The sequence below is a fragment of the Dyadobacter psychrotolerans genome (genome assembly GCF_004349265.1).
GTDB lineage: Bacteria > Bacteroidota > Bacteroidia > Cytophagales > Spirosomataceae > Dyadobacter > Dyadobacter psychrotolerans.
The window spans coordinates 343,050-366,129 of the sequence record NZ_SMFL01000004.1 but is presented as its reverse complement, the minus strand read 5'-3'; the positions used below and the strand labels follow the sequence as shown (position 1 = coordinate 366,129).

Annotated in this window: 20 protein-coding genes; 6 read left to right on the top strand and 14 right to left on the bottom strand. The window is 42.8% G+C overall.

Going from position 1 to position 23,080, the window contains the following annotated elements; genetic code table 11:
* Positions 1-45 precede the first annotated feature (45 nt).
* The 3 genes from E0F88_RS13195 to E0F88_RS13185 form a co-directional block, all read right to left on the bottom strand.
* Positions 46-2,001 (bottom strand): CocE/NonD family hydrolase, encoded by a 1,956-nt coding sequence (locus tag E0F88_RS13195; protein WP_229213761.1) that lies wholly within the window; start codon positions 1,999-2,001, stop codon positions 46-48.
* 73 nt (positions 2,002-2,074) lie between these two features.
* A complete protein-coding gene (locus tag E0F88_RS13190) occupies positions 2,075-2,608 on the bottom strand; it encodes a DUF4199 domain-containing protein (RefSeq protein WP_131958725.1) in 534 nt (177 codons plus the stop codon).
* A 121-nt stretch (positions 2,609-2,729) separates the two neighbouring features.
* Positions 2,730-3,203 carry a response regulator transcription factor gene (locus E0F88_RS13185; protein WP_131958724.1) on the bottom strand — a complete coding sequence of 158 codons (474 nt, stop codon included), beginning with the start codon at positions 3,201-3,203 and terminating at the stop codon, positions 2,730-2,732.
* Positions 3,204-3,378: 175 nt separating this feature from the next.
* Here E0F88_RS13185 and E0F88_RS13180 point away from each other — a divergent pair, with 175 nt between their 5' ends.
* The 3 genes from E0F88_RS13180 (at position 3,379) to E0F88_RS13170 (ending at position 5,916) form a co-directional block, all read left to right on the top strand.
* Positions 3,379-5,091, top strand: a complete 1,713-nt coding sequence (locus E0F88_RS13180) for a GMC oxidoreductase (protein WP_131958723.1) — start codon at positions 3,379-3,381, stop codon at positions 5,089-5,091.
* A gap of 91 nt (positions 5,092-5,182) precedes the next feature.
* Complete coding sequence (locus E0F88_RS13175) at positions 5,183-5,371, top strand: hypothetical protein (protein WP_131958722.1); 189 nt, start codon at positions 5,183-5,185, stop codon at positions 5,369-5,371.
* 59 nt (positions 5,372-5,430) lie between these two features.
* The gene (locus E0F88_RS13170) at positions 5,431-5,916 is read left to right on the top strand and encodes a TlpA family protein disulfide reductase (protein ID WP_131958721.1); all 486 of its coding nucleotides are present in this window, start codon (positions 5,431-5,433) and stop codon (positions 5,914-5,916) included.
* Here the strand turns inward: E0F88_RS13170 and E0F88_RS13165 are convergent.
* Both E0F88_RS13165 and E0F88_RS13160 read right to left on the bottom strand, forming a co-directional pair.
* The gene (locus tag E0F88_RS13165) at positions 5,913-6,116 is read right to left on the bottom strand and encodes a KTSC domain-containing protein (RefSeq protein WP_131958720.1); all 204 of its coding nucleotides are present in this window, start codon (positions 6,114-6,116) and stop codon (positions 5,913-5,915) included. The two genes, E0F88_RS13170 and E0F88_RS13165, sit on opposite strands and share 4 nt — an antisense overlap.
* A 90-nt stretch (positions 6,117-6,206) precedes the next feature.
* The gene (locus E0F88_RS13160; RefSeq protein WP_131958719.1) at positions 6,207-7,868 is read right to left on the bottom strand and encodes a serine hydrolase domain-containing protein; all 1,662 of its coding nucleotides are present in this window, start codon (positions 7,866-7,868) and stop codon (positions 6,207-6,209) included.
* 243 nt (positions 7,869-8,111) lie between these two features.
* On the opposite strand from E0F88_RS13160, the gene E0F88_RS13155 reads away from it, so the two are divergent.
* The gene (locus E0F88_RS13155) at positions 8,112-9,383 is read left to right on the top strand and encodes an NAD(P)/FAD-dependent oxidoreductase (protein ID WP_131958718.1); all 1,272 of its coding nucleotides are present in this window, start codon (positions 8,112-8,114) and stop codon (positions 9,381-9,383) included.
* A gap of 37 nt (positions 9,384-9,420) precedes the next feature.
* Here E0F88_RS13155 and E0F88_RS13150 read toward each other — a convergent pair whose 3' ends face one another.
* Entirely contained in the window at positions 9,421-9,846 is a 426-nt protein-coding gene (locus E0F88_RS13150; protein ID WP_131958717.1) for a winged helix-turn-helix transcriptional regulator, read from the bottom strand.
* A gap of 204 nt (positions 9,847-10,050) precedes the next feature.
* Here E0F88_RS13150 and E0F88_RS13145 point away from each other — a divergent pair, with 204 nt between their 5' ends.
* Entirely contained in the window at positions 10,051-10,530 is a 480-nt protein-coding gene (locus tag E0F88_RS13145) for a Dps family protein (RefSeq protein ID WP_131958716.1), read from the top strand.
* A gap of 88 nt (positions 10,531-10,618) precedes the next feature.
* Here the strand turns inward: E0F88_RS13145 and E0F88_RS13140 are convergent, their stop codons facing one another.
* From E0F88_RS13140 to E0F88_RS13110, 7 genes are all read right to left on the bottom strand, one after another.
* Positions 10,619-10,861 carry a hypothetical protein gene (locus E0F88_RS13140; protein WP_131958715.1) on the bottom strand — a complete coding sequence of 81 codons (243 nt, stop codon included), beginning with the start codon at positions 10,859-10,861 and terminating at the stop codon, positions 10,619-10,621.
* 12 nt (positions 10,862-10,873) lie between these two features.
* Positions 10,874-11,869 carry a CobW family GTP-binding protein gene (locus E0F88_RS13135; protein ID WP_165940056.1) on the bottom strand — a complete coding sequence of 332 codons (996 nt, stop codon included), beginning with the start codon at positions 11,867-11,869 and terminating at the stop codon, positions 10,874-10,876.
* Between the two features lie 53 nt (positions 11,870-11,922).
* Entirely contained in the window at positions 11,923-12,855 is a 933-nt protein-coding gene (locus E0F88_RS13130; protein WP_374756313.1) for a metallophosphoesterase, read from the bottom strand.
* A complete protein-coding gene (locus tag E0F88_RS13125; protein ID WP_131958712.1) occupies positions 12,848-13,615 on the bottom strand; it encodes a 5'-nucleotidase C-terminal domain-containing protein in 768 nt (255 codons plus the stop codon). The genes E0F88_RS13130 and E0F88_RS13125 overlap by 8 nt, the downstream gene beginning before the upstream one ends.
* Before the next feature lie 158 nt (positions 13,616-13,773).
* The gene (locus E0F88_RS13120) at positions 13,774-14,559 is read right to left on the bottom strand and encodes a hypothetical protein (RefSeq protein ID WP_131958711.1); all 786 of its coding nucleotides are present in this window, start codon (positions 14,557-14,559) and stop codon (positions 13,774-13,776) included.
* 155 nt (positions 14,560-14,714) lie between these two features.
* Positions 14,715-16,295 (bottom strand): RagB/SusD family nutrient uptake outer membrane protein, encoded by a 1,581-nt coding sequence (locus tag E0F88_RS13115; protein WP_131958710.1) that lies wholly within the window; start codon positions 16,293-16,295, stop codon positions 14,715-14,717.
* Positions 16,296-16,306: 11 nt separating this feature from the next.
* A complete protein-coding gene (locus E0F88_RS13110) occupies positions 16,307-19,903 on the bottom strand; it encodes a SusC/RagA family TonB-linked outer membrane protein (protein WP_131958709.1) in 3,597 nt (1,198 codons plus the stop codon).
* 324 nt (positions 19,904-20,227) lie between these two features.
* Between E0F88_RS13110 and E0F88_RS13105 the strand changes: the two genes are divergently transcribed.
* On the top strand, positions 20,228-20,623 hold the full coding sequence (locus tag E0F88_RS13105; protein ID WP_131958708.1) for a hypothetical protein: 396 nt from the start codon (positions 20,228-20,230) through the stop codon (positions 20,621-20,623).
* A gap of 65 nt (positions 20,624-20,688) precedes the next feature.
* Here the strand turns inward: E0F88_RS13105 and E0F88_RS13100 are convergent, their stop codons facing one another.
* Positions 20,689-22,848, bottom strand: a complete 2,160-nt coding sequence (locus E0F88_RS13100) for a M43 family zinc metalloprotease (protein ID WP_229213760.1) — start codon at positions 22,846-22,848, stop codon at positions 20,689-20,691.
* Between the last annotated feature and the right edge of the window lie 232 nt (positions 22,849-23,080).

The window sequence follows — 23,080 nt, the reverse complement described above, 5'->3', positions numbered from 1 at the left end:
ATAGGTCCAAAATCGGATCATCTCCCTTTTTTGATGTTCCCAGAGTTATTCCACAACCCTGACACCAACATAAGATGAACTGGTGCCGGAGGTATATATCCTGTGTTTTGCAACCTGAAAATCCTGCTCGGATGCCTTGTAGATATTGACAAACTTCTGAGGATTACGGTCTACGAGCGGAAACCAGGAACTTTGCACCTGCACCATTATTTTATGTCCCTTTTTGAACCGGTGAGCTGCATCCTGCATATCGAACTTAACATTCTCGATCTTGTTTGGCACCATTGCAACCGGCTTTGAAAAGCTCTTTCTGAACTTTGCCCTCATAACCTCTCCCCTGACCAGCAGCTGAAATCCACCCATTTTCATGTTTGGATTTACCGGGCTGTCATTGGGCGCATCTCCCGGGTACACATCGATCAGTTTAACTACAAAATCTGCATCTGTACCCGTTGTTGACACAAAAAGATCCGCAAAGACATTGCCGGAAATCGTTACATCTTCTGTCAAAACTTCCGATTCATATACCAGTACATCCGGACGGGTTGACGCAAAACGCTGGTCTTCGTACATAAAATCGCTGCCTCGAATGATGCGGATCTCCGAGGTGTACGGGACAGGTTTTGCAGGATCGCTGGTGTATTCATGAAAGGAAGGTTTGACGCCAACCTGCATAATCGTCATCGTTGGAGAAAATGACAACGTACCGTCCGGATGCAGATAGAGCTTTTTCTCTACGGTATTTTCAGGAGGCCATTGATCGTATTTGCGCCACTCGTTGGCACCAGTCTCGAAAATATAGGCTTTGGGAAGCGCGGCATCTTTCTGATCTTTAAGGTATTGATTAAAAAAAGCCAGCTCAATGTCTTTTTGATAAAAAACGCTTGTCTGCGCTCCAAAACGAATATTACCTAATGACTCACCTGTTCCGCGGGCCCAGCCTCCATGAATCCATGGCCCCATTACAAGCAGGTTTGGCGACTTGGGGTTGCTTGTCTCAATCCCCTGATAGGCTTTCAGCGGACCATATAAATCTTCCTGATCAAACCAGCCACCTACTACCATTACCGCCGGTTTAATATTTTTCAGATGCGGAACCGGCGTACGCGCTTTCCAGAAATCATCGTAAACTTCATGTTCCATCAGCTGGTTCCAAATCCGGTTTTCGCCCTTGAAAATCTTTTCATTCACATTCTTTAAAGGGCCGAGATTTTTATAAAACTCATAGGAGTCCGGTGTACCATAAGCTGAAAACCCCGGCGTACCTTTGGTCGTTGGAACCGGTCTTGGTGCACCGTAGGAGGAAATAAAAGAAAATGTTCCCATCAGAAAAAAAGCGCCGTTATGATGACGGTCATCGCCCATAAACCAGTCGCTGACAGGCGCCTGGGGTGATGCTGCTTTCAGGGCTGGATGCGCATCCACTGCCGACATGGTAGCATAATACCCGGGAGCTGAAATGCCCCAGCTGCCCACTCTGCCACTGTTACCGTCAACATTTTTGATAATCCATTCAATCGTATCGTAAGTATCTGAGCTTTCATCAATGTCCGCTTTTGTCTTTTTTACAGGAATAAAAGGCCTGTATGCTTCAAATTCGCCCTCTGACATATACTTTCCACGCACATCCTGATAGACTACAATGTAACCGTCACGGGCAAAATGCATGCTTGGGCCGATGACAGTTTTATAAAGATTTTCTCCGTACGGTGCTACACTATACGGGGTACGGTTAAGAATCACCGGGTACTTTTTCGAAGAAATATCCTTAGGAATGTAAATGGACGTAAACAATTTTATCCCGTCGCGCATGGGGATTTGCCGTTCAATTTTTGTGTAATGCTCCCGAATGTAGAGTGAATCTTCATTTATTTTGGAGCGCTGCGCAGTAGCCGAATTCCCAATAAGGAAAAAAAGCAGCATTGAGCTCAGCCCGGCGCGAAGCAGGCTGCTACTCAACTCTTGAGCAGGCAAGCGAAGGAAGTAAATCAGTTTATTCAAGGAAAGGACAGATAAGTATGAACGGACAATTTAAGAATTTTGCCCGCCTTTTTGAAATCGTGCTAAAATCGTACTACAAACCTGCACGGTCAGCAGACTTTCTTTTCAAAATCAGCGCACTGATAAGAGAAATTACCAGTCCGATCGGTAAAACCTCTGCATAGGTGAACAGCACTACGTACGCAGGATTTTTATACATTTCAACATAACCTTGCATTTCGCTTTCTTTCAGCGAAATTTCCTGCGGAGTCGCGCCGCCGGCGACAAATTCCTTCATGGTGTGGGCTGTGTATCTGTCCATGAAATCCGGAATGATTAAATAATATTCAAACAGCCAGGCAACAACATAAAAGGTGGATGCTATAAGTGTAATAAGCAAACCAATTTTAAAGGCCTTCCCAAAACTGATTACACCCATATTGTGCTTGTCCCGATAACTTTTGATTCCAACAAAAATCGAAGAAAATGCTGCAAGCATAAATGTATAGCCGAGCAGCATGTTACTTTCAAAATCCTCATTTTTATAACATTGCCAGGTTACTATCATCGAAAACACGGCAAGCACAACTCCGGAAATCAACCCAAATACAACTACATTTCTTTTCATTTGAATAAATATTTTAGCGTTTATTAGATGCTGTAAAGTTGTCAAAACCAAGGTTTACCGGCTTCATACTTTTGGGTGATTTTTACCAAATTGAATCTGTTTCACCCGAAAGTATTAGTTTTTAAGCAATGATATGCAGCCTTTTACCCTGCTCGATGGCCTGCGTGCGGCTTTTCACTTCCATTTTCTCAAAAAGTCTGGAAGAGTGTGTTTTGATTGTATTTAGTGAAAGGAAAAGCCGCTCTGCGATTTGCTGGTTGCTTAACCCTTCGGCTATTAATTGTAGCACTTCAAGTTCACGCCCGCTCAGTCCAAGCCTGGCTATTTCACTATCATTTTGTTGAAAGACTTCAGTTTGTGCGAGATAAACTTCTTTTTCAACAACAATCGTTTTCACTTTTGGCGTTGTTAACTTCAAGGCTAACCATATTCCCATTCCGGTAAATACAAAGGCAATTGCTCCCGCGTATATTTCAAAAGCATGGCTGAGAATAATGAATCTGAGTTCAAGCCATTTGAGCAAAAACAAAAGCACTGCCAGGCAAATCCCGTAGAGAATAATATGTTTGTGCCGGGATATTAATTTAAAATCCATTCTAAATGCCGGTTGCCGATGTGATAACCCAAAGTAATAAATAAAAAATTTTACACAAAACTAAGGGGGAGGTCCAATCGAAATCTCGTCCTGACATTAAATCTTTTAGTGCTGTTTTATCAGTAGCTGGCTACTTTCCTGCCTTTTAAAAGAAAGCCATTCACCAAATTCTGATATGTCGTATTTTAATATCGATTCCACCAAAGAGCAAACATTTGATGCCATAGTAATTGGCACCGGAATCAGTGGCGGCTGGGCTGCCAAAGAACTTACCGATAAAGGTTTGCGAACCCTGATTCTGGACCGTGGAAAAGACGTCAAGCATATTGTAGATTATCCTACCACCAACATGCAGCCATGGGAATTTGAGCACCGCGGGCAGCCGTCACTGGCAATGCGGGAGCAAAATCCTATTGCCAGCAAACATTATATTTTCAGAGAAGATGCCATGCATTTCGTTGTAAAAGACGCCGAACACCCCTATGTTCAGGATAAGCCCTTTGACTGGATGCGCGGATATCAGGTTGGTGGCAGATCGCTCTTGTGGGCACGCCAGACGCAGCGCTGGTCGGACTTTGACTTTGAGGGACCTGCGCGCGACGGATTTGCTGTTGACTGGCCGATACGTTACGCGGACATTGCTCCCTGGTATAGCTACGTTGAGAAGTTCGCAGGTATTTCGGGCAATAAAGACGGGCTGGCTCAGCTTCCCGACGGAGAGTTTCTGAGTCCGCATGAGATGAGTTGTGTGGAAAAGCATTTTAGTGAACAAACAGCAAAAAACTATAAAAACAGCCGGCCGGTTATTATTGGAAGGGCTGCACATATCACCGACCCGCAACCGATACATACGCAGCAAGGCAGAGCCAAATGTCAGCATCGTGTGATGTGCCAGCGAGGATGCCCGTTCGGAGGTTATTTCAGCACCAATGCATCGACATTGCCGTGGGCCGAGAAATCAGGAAAACTAACACTCCGTCCTAACTCAGTCGTGCATTCGATTATCTACGATGAAAAGAAAAAACGGGCGGCAGGCGTGCGAGTGGTAGACACCCACACGAAAGAAATGACCGAATACTTTGCAAAAATCATATTTGTCAACGCCTCAGCGATCAATTCGAACCTGATCCTGTTAAATTCAAAGTCATCCAGGTTTCCAAACGGGCTTGGCAACGACAGCGGTCTGCTTGGCAAGTTTATTGGCTTTCACAATTATCGTGGCCGGGTCAGCGCCGACTATGATGGCTTTCATGAGTTTACCACAGATGGAAGGCGGCCAAACGGAGCTTATATTCCCCGGTTCCGCAATGTGTTCAAACAGGAAACTGATTTTCTACGCGGTTATGCGACTTCGTTTTCCGCTTCTAAAATGGGAAATACCAATAAGGGAATCGGGGAATCTTTAAAGGAAAACCTTTTCAAACCCGATACAGGAGGATGGAGCCTGGGTGCGCAGATGATGGGCGAAACCCTGACAAAGGAAACAAATATGGTAAGTCTGGATCCAACATTAAAAGACAACTGGGGAATTCCTTTGCTGAGAATGTCTGTGGACTTTGACGACAACGACATGAAAATGGTCCAGGACTTTTATACCGAATTGTCTGAAATGCTTTCCAAAGCCGGTTTCACCAACATACGCACATCAGATACAAAAAGAAATCCGGGAAGTGAAAACCATGAAATGGGCGGGGTACGTATGGGAAAAGATCAGAAAACCTCTTTGCTTAACAAATGGAATCAAATGCACCACGTCTCAAATGTTTTTGTAACTGACGGCGCTTCAATGACTTCCACAGCAACGCAAAATCCATCTTTAACCTACATGGCCCTTACGGCAAGAGCCGTTGATTATGCCGTCTCGGAGATGAGAAAGGGAAATATATAAAAAGAATTACGGTTGGGATTCACGCTGTGATCGTATAAAGTCAGTTTGCGCCGGACATTTTAATTATATTTGCCCGGAAACAAATATTAGCATGGCTGTACAAAAATATAACGACGGAGTAAAAGTTCTGGTAAAGAACAATCCCGGCACCTGGATTATCCTTGAACATGAAACCATAAAAAAGGGAGCAACGACCAAGGTTACCGGCAAGGTGAAGTGCAAAAATATTGAAACAGGTATGATAAAATTTTTTAGTGAAAATGGCTGTTCGCCTGCCTGAGGCGCATAATTATCTTACCAGGTTCGTTTCTCTATTTTGTACCAACAATCAGCTCCACAATGAACAAAAGAATCATTAATCTGTTTTTCGTTTTATTCTTGGCAGTACCTGCTTTTTCTCAGACTACAGCAAATCTCAAAAAGATAGCACCGTTTAATATCAAACTCACCAATGGTCAGCAGTATACCTCTGCGCAACTTTCGCCGGGTCCCGTTGTCCTTATTTATTTTTCCCCAGACTGTGATCATTGCCAGGCTTTTACGCAGGATATGATCAAGAATTATAGCGCAATCACCAACAAGCAGGTAATCATGGTCACTTTTCAGGCGATGGATATGCTGCAGCCATTTGCTAAAAAATATAAGATCGCACAGTATCCTAACATAAAAATTGGAACGGAAGGTCTATCTTACACTGTTCAGAAATATTACGGCATCAGATCTTTCCCATATATCGCCATATATGATAAACAGGGAAATCTTGTAAAAACCTACGAGGGCGAACAACCGCATGCTGAGATTTTCAAAACTTTGAAAAAGTATTAGAGCAATTCAACTTTCCGGAATTCATAGTTGCCTTTGATTTGCTGATTTAAAAAGGTTCCTTTGGAAAATGCGGCTTTCATCGCCAGGTACTTTTCCTCAGGCACATTCAGATAATCATAAACCATTCCGGAAACATAGATTACTCTTAAAATCTCTGTATCAGCATTATAATGAAATTTTGAAACAACCGATGATGGCATTTTCTGAATTAGAATAATTATTATAACCAAACCGTTTTGCCTAACACATCTGGTTACAATAATTATTCCGGTTCGCCTCGGCAAAAATGCCTAGCGCCTGGTGAAAGTGATATTCTTAATACGGCTTCCCGAAAGTTTAAAGCCCGAAATTTTCTTCTGACTATTTCTGATGAACTGAATACTTCCTGCACCTCCATTAAAGAGGTCCGGTGCAGATGAATCAGGCAGAATAAAACCTTCACCTGTTCTTCGGTTGCTCATTTCGAGCTTGTTATCTTTAACATAAATTTTGTATTCTACTGCCAGTTCTTCGCTGTAAAATGTTCCGGTATATTGGCCGAAAAGCTTGGGATCTGGAACCCATGGCTTAACTCTTTTTGCATTAATACCTCTGTATTTGAACATCACCGCTTTACCGGTTTGACCTTTAACAAAAGTCATCGGCGCGCCGTAAGCCTCAATCCAGATCGTTGAGTCCGATTTAGCCTCAGTTGGGAATTTTGGCTCGCCGGTTGCCTGCGTCATTAATTTTCCATCTTCGTAGGTTATATCAACAAGCTTTCCGGGCCTGAGAAGGTATGTTCCCGCATACTGTTTGGCTAAAACAGAATCCAGTACAATTGATGGTAACTCTTTTATTTTATTGGTAACGGCTGGCGCTGTTTGCCATTTTTTACTTAAAAATAAGTCCGCAACTTTCGAAACGTACAGATTCGGATTAAAATCTGCGGCATTGCTTAAAATAATGATCGACAAAGATTCATCAGGATAGTTTTCAATAATTGTCCTGTAGCCCGCCCAACTGCCCGTGTGGGAAACCGTTTTAATTCCGCGATCTACATCCGTTCCAAGACCGTATCCATAAGGAACGTTATTGCCATTATTCAGCTTACCAGTTGTCAGCATGTTGAGGTAAACCGGATTTTTTAAATCTACTTGTTTATCAAAATTAATAACCCATTTACCCAAGTCATCCACTGTTGTAAATAAGGAACTGGAACCATAGGCGGTAAGTGCACCGGGAGTTTTAACAAAGCCATGATCTGTAGGTTCATAGGAATAGGCAAGATTTTTAATGATTCTTGTATAATCATCCTGAAATTGAGACGAATTCATTCCAAGTGGTTTAAATATCCTTTCGTCAGTCCAAACCCTGAAAGATTGCCCACTAACCTTTTCAACGATAGCAGCAAGTAAATTATAACCGGTATTAGAGTAAGAATATTTACTACCCGGTTCAAAATCAAGTTCTTTCTGGTTTTTTACCATCCGCATAATATCATCAAAAGAAAATACCTCGTCCCAGCGCCATCCGGCAATGGCCAAGGCTTCCGGCCAGTCGCGTAGGCCACTTGTGTGATGAACCAAGTGCCTTATAGTAATTGTCTTGCCAAAAGAGGGACTCTCGGGCAGATATTTGCGAATATCATCGTCGGGAGAAATTTTACCTTCCTGAATCAACGTTGATATAGCAAATCCTGCAAACTGCTTGGAGACCGAAGCAATATCAAATACACTAACTGGTGTAATCGGAATGTCATATTCCAGATTGGCCATGCCAAAACCGTTGCTATAGATAACAGAATCGTTTTGCACGACAGAAACTGCACAGCCAGGACTGGTCTTCGTGTTAAAAGTCTGAAAAATAGCATCGATCTTCTGTGTAAGTGAGTCTGACTGAGCGCGAAGTTCTGAACCGGCCAGTAAAATTATAAGAAGTAAAAAACAGTGGCAAAAATTGATTCGTTTCATTTAAAATGGTTTATCATGGCTATTGTATTTAAAGTTAATACAACAACTCCAAGACGGCCGAAAATGTGAAAAGGTTGCATAAAGGTTATCTGAGAGGTTGGAATAATTTTAGTCTTCTAAATTCTTTTAGGAAAATTATGATGGTAATGGAATCGTTTCCATCAATTTAAAGTATTTTCGGACTTATTCCTTTCGAATGATTTTCGTCACGAACGACAGGATTATCACAACAAATTAAAGCGGATGCATATAGTTATAATTGGTGGCGGTTTTGCAGGAGTAAATCTTGCGCTGGCCCTTGGAGATAATAAAGATTTCGAGATCACACTCGTCGACAAAAATAATTACAATTTCTTTCCACCGCTCATATACCAGGTGGCAACCGGATTTTTGGAACCATCGAGCATCAGCTATCCCTTTCGTAAGTTGTTTTCCAGCAAAGAAAATGTGCATTTCCGTCTGGGCTATTTGCAAAAGGTTATCCCCGAAGCCAATAAGATAATCCTGCACAACGGAGAAGTTGAATATGATTACCTCGTGTTTGCAACGGGCGCAAAAACGAATTTCTTTGGCATGGAAAACGTAAAGCAAAATGCCATAGCCATGAAAACCCTCGACGATGCGATTGAAATGCGAAATAAGCTTCTTCAGCAGATGGAACAGGCAACAATCTCAACAGACCCGGAAGACATCAAAAAACGTTTAACGATCGTCATTGCAGGCGGCGGGCCCACCGGCGTGGAGCTGTCTGGCATGTTTGCAGAAATGCGAAACGGTATTATGCGCAAGGAGTACCCGGAGCTGGTTGGCAAAGGAAGTGAAATTTACCTTATTGACGGAGGCGACGCTTTGCTTTCCCCGATGAGTGCCAAATCCCAGCAGGAAACCTATAAGGAGCTCAAAAAACTGGGTGTGAATATTATGCTTAAAAGTCGTGTTAAAGACTTTGTAAACGATACAGTTTATCTGGCCAGTGGTCAGACGATCCCTGCTAAAACCCTGATCTGGGCAGCCGGGGTAACAGCTAAAGTCTTTGAAGGCCTGCCCGCAGAAAGCTATGGCCGTGGCGGAAGAATGGTGACCGATGAATTTAATAAGGTGCATAGCACAGCTAACGTCTATGCGATCGGCGATACTGCGCTGCAATTAACCGACACAGATTGGGAATTTGGGCATCCGCAGGTTGCACAGGTAGCTATTCAGCAGGGAAGACATCTTGCAAGAAACTTTAAATTAATGGTGGCAAATAAACCTTTGCAGCCATTTAAATACAAAGACAAAGGCTCGATGGCAATAATTGGAAGGATGGAAGCCGTGGCAGATCTGCCAAAACCGAAAGTTCACTTCAACGGAGTCATCGCCTGGTTTGCATGGCTGTTCATTCACCTGATTTCCCTGATTACATACCGAAACCGCGCCAGGACACTTTACAACTGGATGATCGCCTATTTTACAAAAGACCAGTCGTTAAGGATGATTATCAAACCTACATTGAGATCTTATAAAGAAGATTAGATGTGATCATTTAATACAAAGGATTAGGAAAATGCAGTTATGCGATACGTTTCCTGAGCATTTTGGTAAGTTCTTTAATGGCTTTTTCCTTATCCTTTTTCAAAACTTTGGCCAAATCGGTACTCGTCGCTTCCGGGTTATTGCCCGTTCCCCAAATATTCATCTCAACTAAAACCGGAAGCAAACTGATTCCTTTCTCGGTAAGTGCGTAAACAAACTTTGATTTTGTTTGAGCGGACTCACCTTTCGTAATAAAACCATTGGCGGATAGGGAAGCTAGCCTGTCGGCCAAAATATTTGTAGCGATCTTTTCATCGGATGCAAGAAACTCTCCGTAAGACGACTTTCCGTAGAAGATCATATCCCGAAGGATCAGCAGTGACCATTTATCACCCAGAAAATCCAGAGTGAAGCTTACCGGGCAGTCGGAGCGATGCGTAATTTCTTTGCTAGCTTTCGTCATTAAAGTCTGATACCTTTTGATAATAAAATCTAAAATACAGATTCTTTCGAGAAAACTACACGAAATTTTTTAGCCGGGATTTCAGGAAAAAGCGTTTAATTGAGAATCATTATAAGTTTACGTATATCGGCTAAAACCTGCGTTTACTGGTACGATTGTTTATGATTTCTGGAAAGAAAATATACCTATTAAATCGTTACCAATATGAACGCTGAAGCAATTAGCTTAACTGAAAAAGAAGTAAAACCGGTTGTTGACCTTCTTAATGATTACCTAGCCAACTATCATATTCACTACCAAAAACTCAGGGGTTGCCACTGGAACATAAAAGGGCAAAACTTCTTCACTCTGCATGTCAAATTTGAAGAGCTCTATACCAATGCCCAGTTGACCATAGATGAAATTGCGGAACGCGTTCTGACACTTGGCAAACCACCGCACAGCCGTTTCGCGGATTACATCAGCGAATCAAAAATTCAGGAAATCAATACAATTGGCATGCAGGATCTGGCTATGGTTGATGCAATACTGGACGACATGGCGAAATTGATTGAACTGGAACGCGAAATACTGGAAGTTTCAGACAGCGCAAGTGACGACGGAACCAATGATATGGTCAACCGATTTATGCAGTTTAAAGAAAAAAACACCTGGATGCTTCGCTCGTTCGCAGGAAAGAAATAAATATCTTGACTAGTCCTAAAAGGCCATTCTTAGCAGAGTGGTCTTTTTATGCTTGTAGCAAATAATACTTTACTTATCGATTGCATATTCAGGTTAGTTGCCCGTTAAAGTTTTCAGCGGATGATACTTTTTTCAATCGTGCAAACGCATCCTTCTTCATTTTGACATCACCCCTTTCAAAGCATTTAAAACAATCCCAGCTCACCCAGGCCTGGTTTGACTCCACATGCAAAAAGCCCCATTCTCCTGTTTTGTCGATCCGTGGAAGATACAAAACAGAAAGGGTGATTGCTTTCTCATATTTGGGATAAAACGTCCAGGTTAACCTCATGAATACAATTGACTAATTTCCGGTGACCGCCTTTCGCGCTGCTTTCGTTTTGGCATTGACAATTTTGATGGCTGGCCTCAGAATACGCTGGATAGCAGGAGTTTGTAAACCAATCCCGATAAAAACCAGCTCAGAAACCGGATCATCAGTTTCCCAGTTACCATGACTTTCCAATGTCAATCGTTTTCCTGTAGATTGCAAAAGTATTTTTTCATTACTTTTTTCGAGCTTTATAAAGCCTTTGATACGATAAATCTGACTATAATGGATCATCAGTGTCACATTAAGCGTATGCAGCAGATAGTCTTTATAAAACTCATTTTCTGTTCTGTAGGTAACGGTAACGATCTTATGCTTGTTGGCCCCTAAAAATGCACCCAAATTTTCATTAAGCAGTAATTGGTTTTCTTTTCTCGTTTCGTATAAAAGTTGTTCAGGAATCGTTCCGTCCTTTGAGAAGATCACTTCCGCAAAAGGATTGGCAGAAGACATTAAGTCTTTCAGCTTCAATGCATATTCCGGAGTAACTAAGTCTATTTTATTAATCACGATCAGATCCGAAGCGATGACCTGGCGGATCGTCTCATTGGTCTCGCCCAGATAATCTTCCACCGTCTCGGCATCTGCGATACAAATTACTCGCCTGAGATTAAAGACTTTGGAAACATCTTCCCGCTTGAAAATAGCGGCGACGTTGCCCGCATCGGCCACACCGGTTGTCTCAATAAAAAGATTATGCGCCCTTTCATTACTTCGGGCAAGCAGAGACAACACATCGTAAAGTTCCTCATCCAACGAACAACATATACATCCGTTATTCAGCTCATAAAGATCACTGTACGACTTACTGATCAGACTTCCGTCTACCGAAACTTTGCCAAACTCATTTTCGATCACCACATTCCGCTCGCCTTCCAAACTTTTAAGCAAGTGGTTCAATACGGTCGTTTTTCCTGCTCCTAAAAAACCGGTGATCAGATATACATTAATTTTTTGTTCCGCTTCCATATTTACCATTTGCAACAATGATGCAAATTTAATGATTTATTCTGATGGTAACATCACACAATACACCTGCCATCAACAGGGCATACAGCTGCCACCATTTTCTTCTTACCCGAGCTTCGGTCAAAAAAGTAATCCAGCCTTCCAAGATTTATACCTGCAAAGCCAACCTGATTTATGGTGGTGATGGTGCCGCCCAGGTTCACTACATCTTCCGGCAGTTTCAAAAACGTGTGCGTGTGGCCTCCGATGATCAGATCGATGTTTCGTGTAGATTTAGCCAAAACCAGATCAGAAACTTTCTCTTCCTTGTACTTGTAGCCAAGGTGTGAGAGGCAAACGATCAGATCACATTTCTTTTCATTTTTCAGCATGGCAGCCATCTCGTTGGCTTTGGCAATCGGATCCTGATAAACCAGGTCTCCATAGTTTTTTTTATCAACAAGGCCTGCCAATTCGATTCCCAATCCAAAAACGCCGATTTTGATTCCCTGCTTTTTAAAAATTTTATACGGTTGGGTTTTGCCTTTCAGATCCGTATTGGACATCTCGTAATTACTCACAAGAAATGGAAATTTCGCATGCGGAAGCTGTTTTACAAATCCCTCAATTCCGTTGTCCAGATCATGATTTCCGATCGTTGAAGCATCATAACCCATATCGCTCATGAGCTTAAATTCCAATTCTCCACCAAACATATTGAAATAGGGCGTCCCCATGAAAACATCGCCTGCATCAAGCAAAAGCACATTTTTCTGCTCTTTTCTGATCTGACTTACCAAAGCAGCTCTTCTTGCTACGCCGCCCATGCCCTGATTACGCGAACCGTCCATTGGAAAAGGGTCAATCCGGCTGTGCACGTCGTTGGTATGAAGGATCGTCAGCTGAACTATCTCTTCATTTGCAAAAGCAGAAAACGGTAACCCTGAAAGTGCGATTAATCCGGCTGCCGCCCCACCCTTTTTTAGAAAATCTCTGCGATTAGTCATTTGTGACAACAATTCTTCCATCTAACTGAGGTGTTATTTTTCTACCATTTTTAGTCTGTTCACTGATGTAATCGATGAGAACATCCCGAATCTTTTTTCCTGCATTCTTTCTCTCTAACGGATTTGCCAGACTTTTCTGCTCATCGCCGTTGTTAGCGATGTAGTCTGAGGTCACCATGGTATAGGTCTGACTGACATCAAACGGTTTTCCATCAATGGTCACATCGTAGGGTTCTTTATTTTTGATTTTCATCCGAAGCCCGGAAACAGGCTGTCCGCTGCTTGTAGCAAGATAATCGATCAGAATTTTCATGTTCTGACCTGACAGCTTCAAAATGACTACCTCATTTTCAAACGGCATCAGTTCAAAAACATGGGTGATGGTGATATCTCCTTTCGGGACCGAAGTCCGTATGCCTCCTTTTGTTGTTGGGAAAGCAAACTGGATGGAGGGGTCTATTTTCCGGCTTTCTGCCAGAACTGCATCTGCGTAAAAATCACCTAAAAGACTCTCCGGTGCAGAAGACTTGGTAATTTCTGCGGTTGTAAATCCAATGACACGGTTCATCTCCGCCTCCATTTTTTGCTTGTAAGGCGCATAATAGCGCAGCATGGACGAATCCGCGTTTAGTTGGCTGTCCATGGCGTACTGTTTGTACTCGCTGTGTTTAACGTCAAAGTGTTTGGCACAGGAAGAAATTACGATCAGGGAGAACGCTGAGGCTGCGAACTTAACGGCTGTTTTTTTATAAAACTTCATGCGATTTTAAGATTGAGCAGCAAATGTAACATCCGCATGACTAGAATGTACAGAATCGCATAAATTTGATTTCCGGAATGTAGAAACAATTAAAAAACAGTAATTTTTCTGAATATATATTTATAATTACCTAACAATTTTGATAACAAATAGATTAGCTAAAACTCATACTTCACATTTTTGGGCAGCGGTTCTACCACGACCTTCATCCATTTCCCATCCACCTTAATCACAACGATATTGTTGTCCTTATCATAAAACATTGTCCCGTTGTCTCCGCCTTTAAGTTCTTTAAAATTAACATGTTTGGCATCTTCTCCAAAATTTTTCTCAGCGTCCTGATCCGGTTGCGTTTGAAGAAGATCAGCTTTTCCAATGTTGCCTAGCGTTAGTGCGTTTGATAGTTTGAGCGAGCCGTAGAAAATAGCCTTATCCCTTCCAAAAAGAAAAGAATGCTGACGGACATCCGATCCAATTTTGAACCAGTTATAGGCGCCTTCTGAATGATCATAAACCGTGCTGTAATAGTATGCTTCGGCCACTGGTCGCTCCATTTCAACGTGTTTATTAACCAGCATCGTGATCCGCGATTTATCATCGGTTGCATAGCCCTCAAACACATGGTAACCCCAGCGCTTACGGTTTCTTTCCTGCGGGTTACCCCTTACCTGAATCATATACGGTGTGCTCAAAATTCCGTCTATGGTCGTGTACATAGGCGTAACCTTAGGATTAAAACCAAAATTATAACCCCTCTCCTTCCAGCGTTCCCAGGTTGAATCCACATCTGACGATATTACCACACGGTTTAAACCTGAATGGTCAGAACCGGGACTTATTCGCAGATACCGCTCCAGGCCTGGCCTGTCTGAAAACTGGGCATATGTTGCCGCCGGGACCAAAATGAACAATTGTAAAACTAAAATGAAGGCAAATCTGAGCATGACCAGTAGAGAGTAAACGATATTTTAATTGCTTAATTTTTTTATTCTTTTTGGTTAAAAGCAACCCCTAAATTTTAATTACTTAACATTAACTGAAACAAAAAATGCGTGGTCTTCCGAAGATTACCACGCATCTGCCCGGTTTTCCGGAATTGTTACCAGAGTTCGTTTTGCTTCAAATTGGGATTTGCATCAATTTGAGATTGTGGTATCGGATAAATTTCCAGCTTAGGCGTGTAAGGCAGTAAGATATTATCCACGATCTGATCAGGGGACATAGCCGCTATTTCTTCACTCAGTGTTCCCCAGCGGCGTATGTCAAAGACGGTATTAAATTCACCGGTTAATTCCAGCCGGCGCTCTTTCCGGATAGCTGCGCGAACATCAGCTGCGGAAACTGCTTTTGAAGCGGTAGCTTTTGCACGCGCCCGCACACGATTTAAAAGTGGCAGTGCTTCTGCTGGTTTGCCGGTTTCAACAAGTGCTTCTGCCAAACAAAGCAGTACATCAGAAAAACGAAGTTCTATTAAATCGGCTCCGTATCCCTGCACAGCAGCACCGGCGGCTCTGGGCTCGCGGGCAAGTTTACCATAAGCAATTCCATATTTGTAGTCGTCATGGCCCAGTGACAGTTTGGTCCTTTTTACAATGTAATTAGCTTTCACCGAATCATATAGAATGCTATCACCAGGTTGAACATCCGTTCTGGCAGTACCTTTATAAACATACTTTTCAACTAAGGTGAAATCACGGCGCGTATCCGTTTTTTCAAAAAGTTTGTAAAAGTTATAAGTCAGCCCATAATTTGTTTGTTCATCGCCGTTTACCAAACCGGGCGGAAACAAATTGAAAGGCAAAATGTTTCCGTTAGGATTTGAAGAATTTACAAAATACCCAAAAGATAACACGATTTCTCTGTTTCTTTCATTGGCAAGGGCAAAAACACTAGCAAAATCAGGAAGCAACTGAAAAGCATATTTCGTTTCATTGGCAGTGCCTGTAACTTCTTTCAGTTTATCAACTGCCTTCTGGTAGTTCTCTGTTTTGTTTAGCGGTTTACCTGCCATGGTGAGATATACCTTTCCAAGCAGTGCTTTTGCCGCTCCGGCCGTTACGCGGCCAAGTTCAACCCCACCCCTGGCATCGGGCAGATTATTCTCTGCAAAGGTCAAATCCGCAATGATAGCATCATACACTTCTGTCGAAGTTTTCTTGGCACCAAAAATAAGATCCGTGTCATTTAAAGAATTGATTTCCTGTAAAATAAGCGGAACGCCGCCAAAGTACCTTACCAAATTAAAATAAGCATAAGCTCTGAGAAATCTGGCCTCAGCAACGTACGGATTGGCTTCGCTTTCGTCGTCAGGTACGGCGAGTTTGGCATTATCAATGACGACATTGGCCCTGAAAATAATTTTATAAAACCGGTTCCAGACAGACTCAAATGCGCCCGAGTTAGGAACATGTGCAAACCTGTAATAAGGATCTGCACCAATTCCTATGCCAGCTGTGGCATACCTATGACCGGATTCGGTTAAAATAAAACGGTTGCTTATGTCTGTAAAATCAGGAGCTGTGTAGGCCTGATAAACACCCAGTGTCGCCTGGTTCAACCCATCTTCATCCTTGAAGACGATTTCTTTACTTAAAGAAGAAAATGGGGTTTCTTCTAAATTGTCTTTGCACCCAGCCATACCGAGCACCAACAGAAAAAGAGATACTATATTAAATTTCATATTTTTCATGGTTAAAAATTGCAGGAAAAACCAATAGTATAAGACCGCTGCATTGGATAAGCACCGTAGTCAATCCCCTGCTGAAGCAGCGACTGTCCGTAAGAACTTACCTCAGGATCATAACCTGTATACTTGGTTAGCGTCAGAATGTTGGTGCCTGTAACAAATAGTCTTGGATTCTGAATCGGGCCGAGCTTTGGAAAGGTATAGGCAAGTGAGAGCATTTTCAGTCTGACAAAGCTTCCGTCTTCAAGCATTGTAGAATTAATATCTCCCGAAGCGATACCTCTTTGAATACCAGGATACTTCGGATTGTTATGCGGATTGCTTTCTGTGTAGCGGTTGTTGTACCATTCTTCAGATTGGTTAAAACCTACCCCGCCATAATCAACCACTCCGTTGGCGATGTAAAAACTTGTCAGGTTCAATACATCATTTCCTACCGATCCGGTTACCAGGGCACTTAAAGAAAGATTTTTCCAGGTGATGTCATTGGTCCATCCGAAAGTAAAATCAGGCGTTGATTTCCCCAGCACCACTCTGTCCTCAGCATCCACCCGGTTACTTCCGTCTGTGTCTGCATAAATCCATGAACCATAAACCGGAGTACCAGTTGATCCTGCCGGAGCGGGCCCCTCGAAGGTAGCAAAGGTTGGATTGCCGTTGCTGTCAAAGTCGGTTGTCTGCGTTAAACCCGCAACGCGGTAACCAAAGAAACGGCCGACTTCCTGTCCTGGCACCAATATTCCCGATACGCCGCCCAGCAAATTACCATTAATGCTCACGTAGTCTGGCTGTGTACGCTCTCCTAAGTCAATCAGCGTTGTTACATTTTTTGAGATATTAAATCTTGAAGAAAATGTCACATTTTTCCTCTGAATAATATTTCCCTGAATGCTTAGTTCAACGCCCCGGTTACGCATCGTTCCGTAGTTGTCGATGATCGAATTTACTCCCGACTGCGTTGGCAGAACCCGGTACTGCAACAGATCAGACGTTACTTTGTTGTAATAATCAAAACTGATTATGATTCTGTCTTTCGCTGTGTTAAAATCAAGACCTGCATTAAACTGGCGTGTTCTCTCCCAGGTCAGATTCGGGTTGGCCAGTGATGTGGGATATATGCCTGTGCCTATCGTGCTGCCCCCTTCTCCAAGCTCATAAAAGCCGCTGCTGTATTGAGACAGGGATGAGTATGGACCGATTGCCTGACTACCTGTCTCTCCGTAAGAAGTTCTGAGCTTGGCATTAGAAACAAACTTGACATTTTTCATAAATTCCTCTGCATCCAGATTCCAGGCAAGTGCTATGGAAGGAAACATTCCGTATTTTTTGTTTTCGGCAAAGGCAGAAGCTCCATCGATTCTTAGGGATGTATTCAGAACATATTTACCTTTAAAGGAATAGTTAGCCCTTGCAAAAGCAGACTGCAATACCCTTTTCTCTTTGTACGAGCCAATGTTTTGTGACTGAGCACTTCCAATATTGTCAAGTCCAAAATAAGGGACATCAAACCCCGAAGAATTTGTGTTGACGAAATCAACAACCTGGTCGTTATATTCTACACCCGCGGTAGCATTCAGATAGTGATTTTTCCTGTATGTCTGTTCATAGAGCAAATAAGCATTTGCGTTGTAACTGTAAGTATTGGAGGTATTGTTACTTCCCCGTCCTTTAACCTGATTTCCCTCGGCTGTGCTTGGCGGCAGAAAAACGTTACGACGGGTTAGGTTCTGGTTGGTTCCAAGGCTTACAACAAGCTGCAAGCCGGGAACGATCTTGAAATAATTTTCAAGGTTGATAATCGAATAGTCATTTTTGGTAACATCCGACTTGGCCATCAGCTCATTGTAGGGGTTCGAAAAGTAATAACCCTGATAACCAGGAATACCTAGGCTGTTGTTTCCCAAATAATCCAGCGGCAAGGTCGGCGCTGCACGAAGCCCGTCCATCAGACCACCCGAACTCGGCCAGGCCCGCGAAGCTGTTACTGCCCGGTCTGAATTTTGCCGTGTAAAAGCCAGCTGTCCTTTAATGGTATACCAGTTGTTTACCTCATTATTCAGGTTAGCCCGGATACTTCCGCGTTTATTGAGAGAATTGATGATCGTTCCCTTTTCCATTAAATAATTAGCTGAAATATAATAGGAGGATTTGGCACTCCCGCCTGAAATAATTAGCGTTATATCTTCCCGAAAACTTGGCTGGGTTACCGCATCGACCCAGTTGGTGTTTGTCAGCGCGCTGTCAAGGTTGGTAAACGGTGGATTACGGTTTGTCTGACTATAACTTTGATTAATGATTTCAGCATATTGCTTTGAATTCATCATCCGGATTGGATTCGATACTGTTCCAAATGAGGTTTTATTGACCAACTCGACCCTGCCTGTTCCACGTTTACCAGCTTTGGTTGTGATAAGTACTACTCCATTTGCACCTCTGGATCCGTAAATAGCCGTAGCAGAAGCATCTTTTAATACTTCCATGCTTTCAATATCATTCGGGTTTATACCATACAAACCATTTTGTGTTGATGCTCCGGTAAAGTTCGCACCCGCTTCACGGTATGGTGGCATCGGGAAACCATCTACCACATAAAGAGGCTCATTGTTACCACTTAGCGAATTATTGCCTCGTATACGTACCACTGCGGCAGCTCCCGGTTCTCCCGAAGTTTCCACAACCTGCACACCGGTTGTTCGTCCCTGAAGCGCCTGATCAACGGTATTTACAACCGCAGATTTATATTCGGTACCCGATACACGCGTGGTAGAACTGGCCAGATCCCGCTTACTTTGCGCGCCGTATCCAACCACGACAACCTCCTTCAATGCCTTTGCTTCGGGAAACATTTGAACGTTATAAGTAACGGATCTTCGCACCGCAACTTCCTTTGTAGTGAATCCAACATAGCTAAACACCAAAACTGCCTTTTCAGCCGGCACTTTCATCGTATAAACTCCCTCTGGCGTTGTAACCACCTGGATTTTAGTGTTCTTCACCAACACACTTACCCCTGGCAGCCCGGTGCCATTTTCGTCAATGACAGTGCCTTGGATTGTCTTGGCACCGGCTCCCGGATCCGGAATCGAATCTGCACTCATCACAACAGCGGTTGAGTCAGACTTGGGTGCAAGGCTTGTCGAATCTTTGGTTTGCACAACAGAAGTTCCTACATTTCCAGGGATCCGGTTCATGGCTGTACTGTCCGGAACATCCTGCTCTTTGCCAGTTACTACGGTTGTTGAAGTTGTATCGGTCTTAACTGCGGTTTTGTTTAAGGTATCAGACTGTGTTTTTTGTTTAATCAGGGGCTGAGAAACCTGACTTTGTTTTGGAAGGGAATCTGATGAAGACTTCCTGATCATTATGGAATCCTGCTTAACTGATTGCCTGGGAAGCGTATCTTTTTTGATAACCTGTTTGGCAGCTGAATCAGGACGGGATAAGGTGTCCTTCCTGATTATTTTAATGCTATCCTGAGGAATTTGCTGAGCCTGGCTTACAAACGAAACCGCTAATATAAGAACCGGAACAGCGGCATTTTTAAATAACCTGAGAGGCCAGGGCACAGTCCCGTCCTGATCTAATCGTTGAGTTTTTTGCATATACATTTTGGCTAAGTGAAGGGGGCAAAGCCCCTGGTAATCGTGCTTTATCGAAGTTAGCCCGGCAAAAATCATACCCTACGTACCATTTCAGACTCTGATGTAGTATCAATTCTGTATTATGAATGCATAAATATCGAATCTTGACTACCCCGATTCTGCAAAACTGGACGGACTTAAGAATTTATTTTCAGAAAAAATGATAAACAGAAGTGTTTATTTTTGGAAAAAAGCCGTTACCGATTACATTTGTCGAAATGCTCCTAAATCAGGGTATTGTAAATGTTCGTATTTAGAGAGACTACAGGAAAAACCGAAAACACCATGAGCCAGGAACAACTGCTGACAGCCGATTATATTGATTCCCAAATAGGAAACGTCATAGAGTATTATATAAAATGGGATTTCGAGGAAGATCCGTTTTATGGAAAAGCCAGAATTAAAGGGTTGGCCGATGATGACTTCGGGAAATTAAAAATCATATGTGATGTCATCGAAGGAAGTGACCTGGAACTTGCTTTTGAAGAAGAAGAAGTTTTTATGCATTCGGACAACCGCCCTATTTATGCCGGATCGCTTCCGGAAATATACTCGGCCAACTGGGTATCAACTGACGGAAAAAAGAAAAAGCAGATTTTCATTTCGCCACCTAATGAAAATGCAAAGGAGTATGCGATTTCCCAAACCAATAGCAAGGTAATTGTTAAGCGTATTCTTTAATAACTCATAAAGCAAGAAAGGCCGTTTCTAAATCAGAAGCGGCCTTTCTTGCTTACAAACCCTTTCTACTTTATTTTCACGAATTTCTTTGTTAACACCTTGTCTTCAAAAACGGCCCTGACAATATAAAGACCGGCAGAGGCAGAATTAAGTGTAAAATCATAAACATTTGTACTTACAACGCCATTGGTAGTCAGTCTTTGCTCAACCAGTTGACCTGACGAATTGTAAATGTAAATACCTTTAAGACCAGCCGGATGCGGGTAAAATTGAACCGATATGGCCCCGTCTGTCGGATTAGGTGTAACAAGAAATCCTTCTTCTTTAAGATTTGGATTTACCGTGACCGTCCTGATGTTGATATCATCCAGATACAAATCATTTTCGTTGCCTGCAATGTTCAGAAAGGCGATCAGTACATTTCCGCTATTGATAAAGCTGCCAATATTAATTTCTTCTTTACGCCATTCTGTTGGGCCGGGTACAAAGGCGGTTCTGGTTGTGCCTGAACGCGTAATAAGCGTTGATCCCCATTTTTTGTATAAACTTGTATAGGTCAGCCCGCAATCTGTACTGATTAAAACCTGCAATGTATCCCAAACATTATTCTGCGTGCTGGTACTTGTGTAAGACGCAGCTGCCACCTGAAATGAAACGAAAGCCGAGTCGGTGTTGGCAATATTTACAGTCGGACTTCGCAGATAGTCCTTTTGACCCACTGTCTGCAGACTATTGAAATTGGCTATCCTGACAGAAGCAGAGCCTGTTTTTGCTCCCAGTGCTGTCTTTTCCCAGGTTGTGCTGCCTGCATCTTCATTGACAATATCCCATCCAACCGGAAGAAACGTATTCTCAAAACTTTCCAGTACAGGTGGAGCAACCGGTTGATAAAACATAAATTCCTCACTTATCGCATCATTTGACACATCCTCATCGGCGGCACCGTTTGGAAGTGTGGTATAAATGGTCAAAACGTGGTTGCCTTCCTGGGTTGCCAGTGCAGAAAGTGTCACAGTTGCTTCCTGGTAGGTTGCCAGAGAACCTGTCCATCGGTAGGACGTCACAGTACCGTCATCGACCCGGGCATTGATGGTCACCGAAGTTAGTGTTTCCAGCCCCTGGTTTCGTAGAGTAATCTGCGGTGTAAAGTTTGCAGAGCACAGACGCTGGCTGGGCGATAAAATGGCTTTGGTATAGGCATCCCTGTTTTTCAAGTTGACCGGTGTAGCTCCGTTTGAAGAGGCAAGTATTGACCGGTAGGTGGTAAAAGCAGCTTCCATTCTGGCTACCTGCAGGGTTGTGAACATAAACAAACCTGCGTCCGGTGTATAGTCCATATAATTCTGATACATGATCCCGGGAGATGTCGTCGTACAATTATCAGTCAGAACACCTGTATGCAGTGAACTTGTACTATTTCCCTGGTTAGGCGTGTCGGCAATCTGATCCGTTCCCGAGCAGGATCCATTATCATCTCCCCAAATATGATATAAATTGAAGAAATGGCCCAGTTCATGTGTAAGGGTTTTACCATAATTGTAATTGGTAGTGCTGCCACCCGGAAGGCTTCCATAGTCAATTGCCACTCCCTGTTCAGCTTTGTTGCCATCATCAGGGAAAGTGGCATAACCCAAAGTGCTTCCCGACAAATCGCAAATCCAGATATTTAGATATTTATCCGTATCCCAGGATTCAGCCCCGCCGGTTGAAACATGTTTTACATAATCAGTGGTATAGTCAAAAGAAGAACGCGTGGTGGAATACCGAACGATACCTGTTGCAGGCTCGTCATTGGGCGTGCGCTGCGCGAGAGCAAACTTGATCCCGCTTTTGCCAAATAAAGACTGAAAATATGACGGAATCTTAGAAGCACTTCCGTTTAATCCGGCATAATCCTGGTTAATTGTATCCAGCTGCGCTCTGATTTGCGCATCTGTCACCAAGGATTGCCTGCTTAAAACCACATGGAAGACAACCGGAATTGTAACCAGCTCTCCTGTTTTTAACGTGTTACCAGCAGCAATCCGCTGATTTATCATTCGCTGCAAAACAGCCTCCCGGTTGGTAAAACTTGCTTTTAAGGAAGGATTGGCTCTGAATTTCTGATCAAGCAGTTCCATCGACCCACACCTGTCCTGGGCGGTAACGTAAAAAGAAGATAAAAATAAAGCTCCAAAACAGATAAGTCTTGATAATTGCTTTGTATAAGGTAATTTTAAATTCATTATAATAGTCAGGTAAAACAGTATGGCCTGCCAACTTTCAGAAATACCGTTTGAAATAAGTCTTTAATCTTTTTTATACTTACGAAAAAAGTGATCTAAATGATGCAGCAGGGAAATGTTTTAATTCGAATTTAATTGATCAGCTATTTTTCTAAAATTGCATTTACGACCATAGCGTCTAGGAAGGAATTAAATTTCTTCCAAACGGGTTCATTTTAAGTTAAGGATTCTA

Bases quoted from the DNA above. Each gene is read 5' to 3' on its own strand.
- E0F88_RS13130 (WP_374756313.1), bottom strand. From the start codon at position 12,855: ATGACTAATCGCAGAGATTTTCTAAAAAAGGGTGGGGCGGCAGCCGGA.
- E0F88_RS13185 (WP_131958724.1), bottom strand. From the start codon at position 3,203: ATGGATTTTAAATTAATATCCCGGCACAAACATATTATTCTCTACGGG.
- E0F88_RS13155 (WP_131958718.1), top strand. From the start codon at position 8,112: ATGCATATAGTTATAATTGGTGGCGGTTTTGCAGGAGTAAATCTTGCG.
- E0F88_RS13170 (WP_131958721.1), top strand. From the start codon at position 5,431: ATGAACAAAAGAATCATTAATCTGTTTTTCGTTTTATTCTTGGCAGTA.
- E0F88_RS13100 (WP_229213760.1), bottom strand. From the start codon at position 22,848: ATGAATTTAAAATTACCTTATACAAAGCAATTATCAAGACTTATCTGT.
- E0F88_RS13105 (WP_131958708.1), top strand. From the start codon at position 20,228: ATGAGCCAGGAACAACTGCTGACAGCCGATTATATTGATTCCCAAATA.
- E0F88_RS13110 (WP_131958709.1), bottom strand. From the start codon at position 19,903: ATGCAAAAAACTCAACGATTAGATCAGGACGGGACTGTGCCCTGGCCT.
- E0F88_RS13135 (WP_165940056.1), bottom strand. From the start codon at position 11,869: ATGGAAGCGGAACAAAAAATTAATGTATATCTGATCACCGGTTTTTTA.
- E0F88_RS13120 (WP_131958711.1), bottom strand. From the start codon at position 14,559: ATGCTCAGATTTGCCTTCATTTTAGTTTTACAATTGTTCATTTTGGTC.
- E0F88_RS13160 (WP_131958719.1), bottom strand. From the start codon at position 7,868: ATGAAACGAATCAATTTTTGCCACTGTTTTTTACTTCTTATAATTTTA.
- E0F88_RS13145 (WP_131958716.1), top strand. From the start codon at position 10,051: ATGAACGCTGAAGCAATTAGCTTAACTGAAAAAGAAGTAAAACCGGTT.
- E0F88_RS13140 (WP_131958715.1), bottom strand. From the start codon at position 10,861: ATGAGGTTAACCTGGACGTTTTATCCCAAATATGAGAAAGCAATCACC.
- E0F88_RS13150 (WP_131958717.1), bottom strand. From the start codon at position 9,846: ATGACGAAAGCTAGCAAAGAAATTACGCATCGCTCCGACTGCCCGGTA.
- E0F88_RS13175 (WP_131958722.1), top strand. From the start codon at position 5,183: ATGGCTGTACAAAAATATAACGACGGAGTAAAAGTTCTGGTAAAGAAC.
- E0F88_RS13165 (WP_131958720.1), bottom strand. From the start codon at position 6,116: ATGCCATCATCGGTTGTTTCAAAATTTCATTATAATGCTGATACAGAG.
- E0F88_RS13115 (WP_131958710.1), bottom strand. From the start codon at position 16,295: ATGAAATTTAATATAGTATCTCTTTTTCTGTTGGTGCTCGGTATGGCT.
- E0F88_RS13125 (WP_131958712.1), bottom strand. From the start codon at position 13,615: ATGAAGTTTTATAAAAAAACAGCCGTTAAGTTCGCAGCCTCAGCGTTC.
- E0F88_RS13180 (WP_131958723.1), top strand. From the start codon at position 3,379: ATGTCGTATTTTAATATCGATTCCACCAAAGAGCAAACATTTGATGCC.
- E0F88_RS13190 (WP_131958725.1), bottom strand. From the start codon at position 2,608: ATGAAAAGAAATGTAGTTGTATTTGGGTTGATTTCCGGAGTTGTGCTT.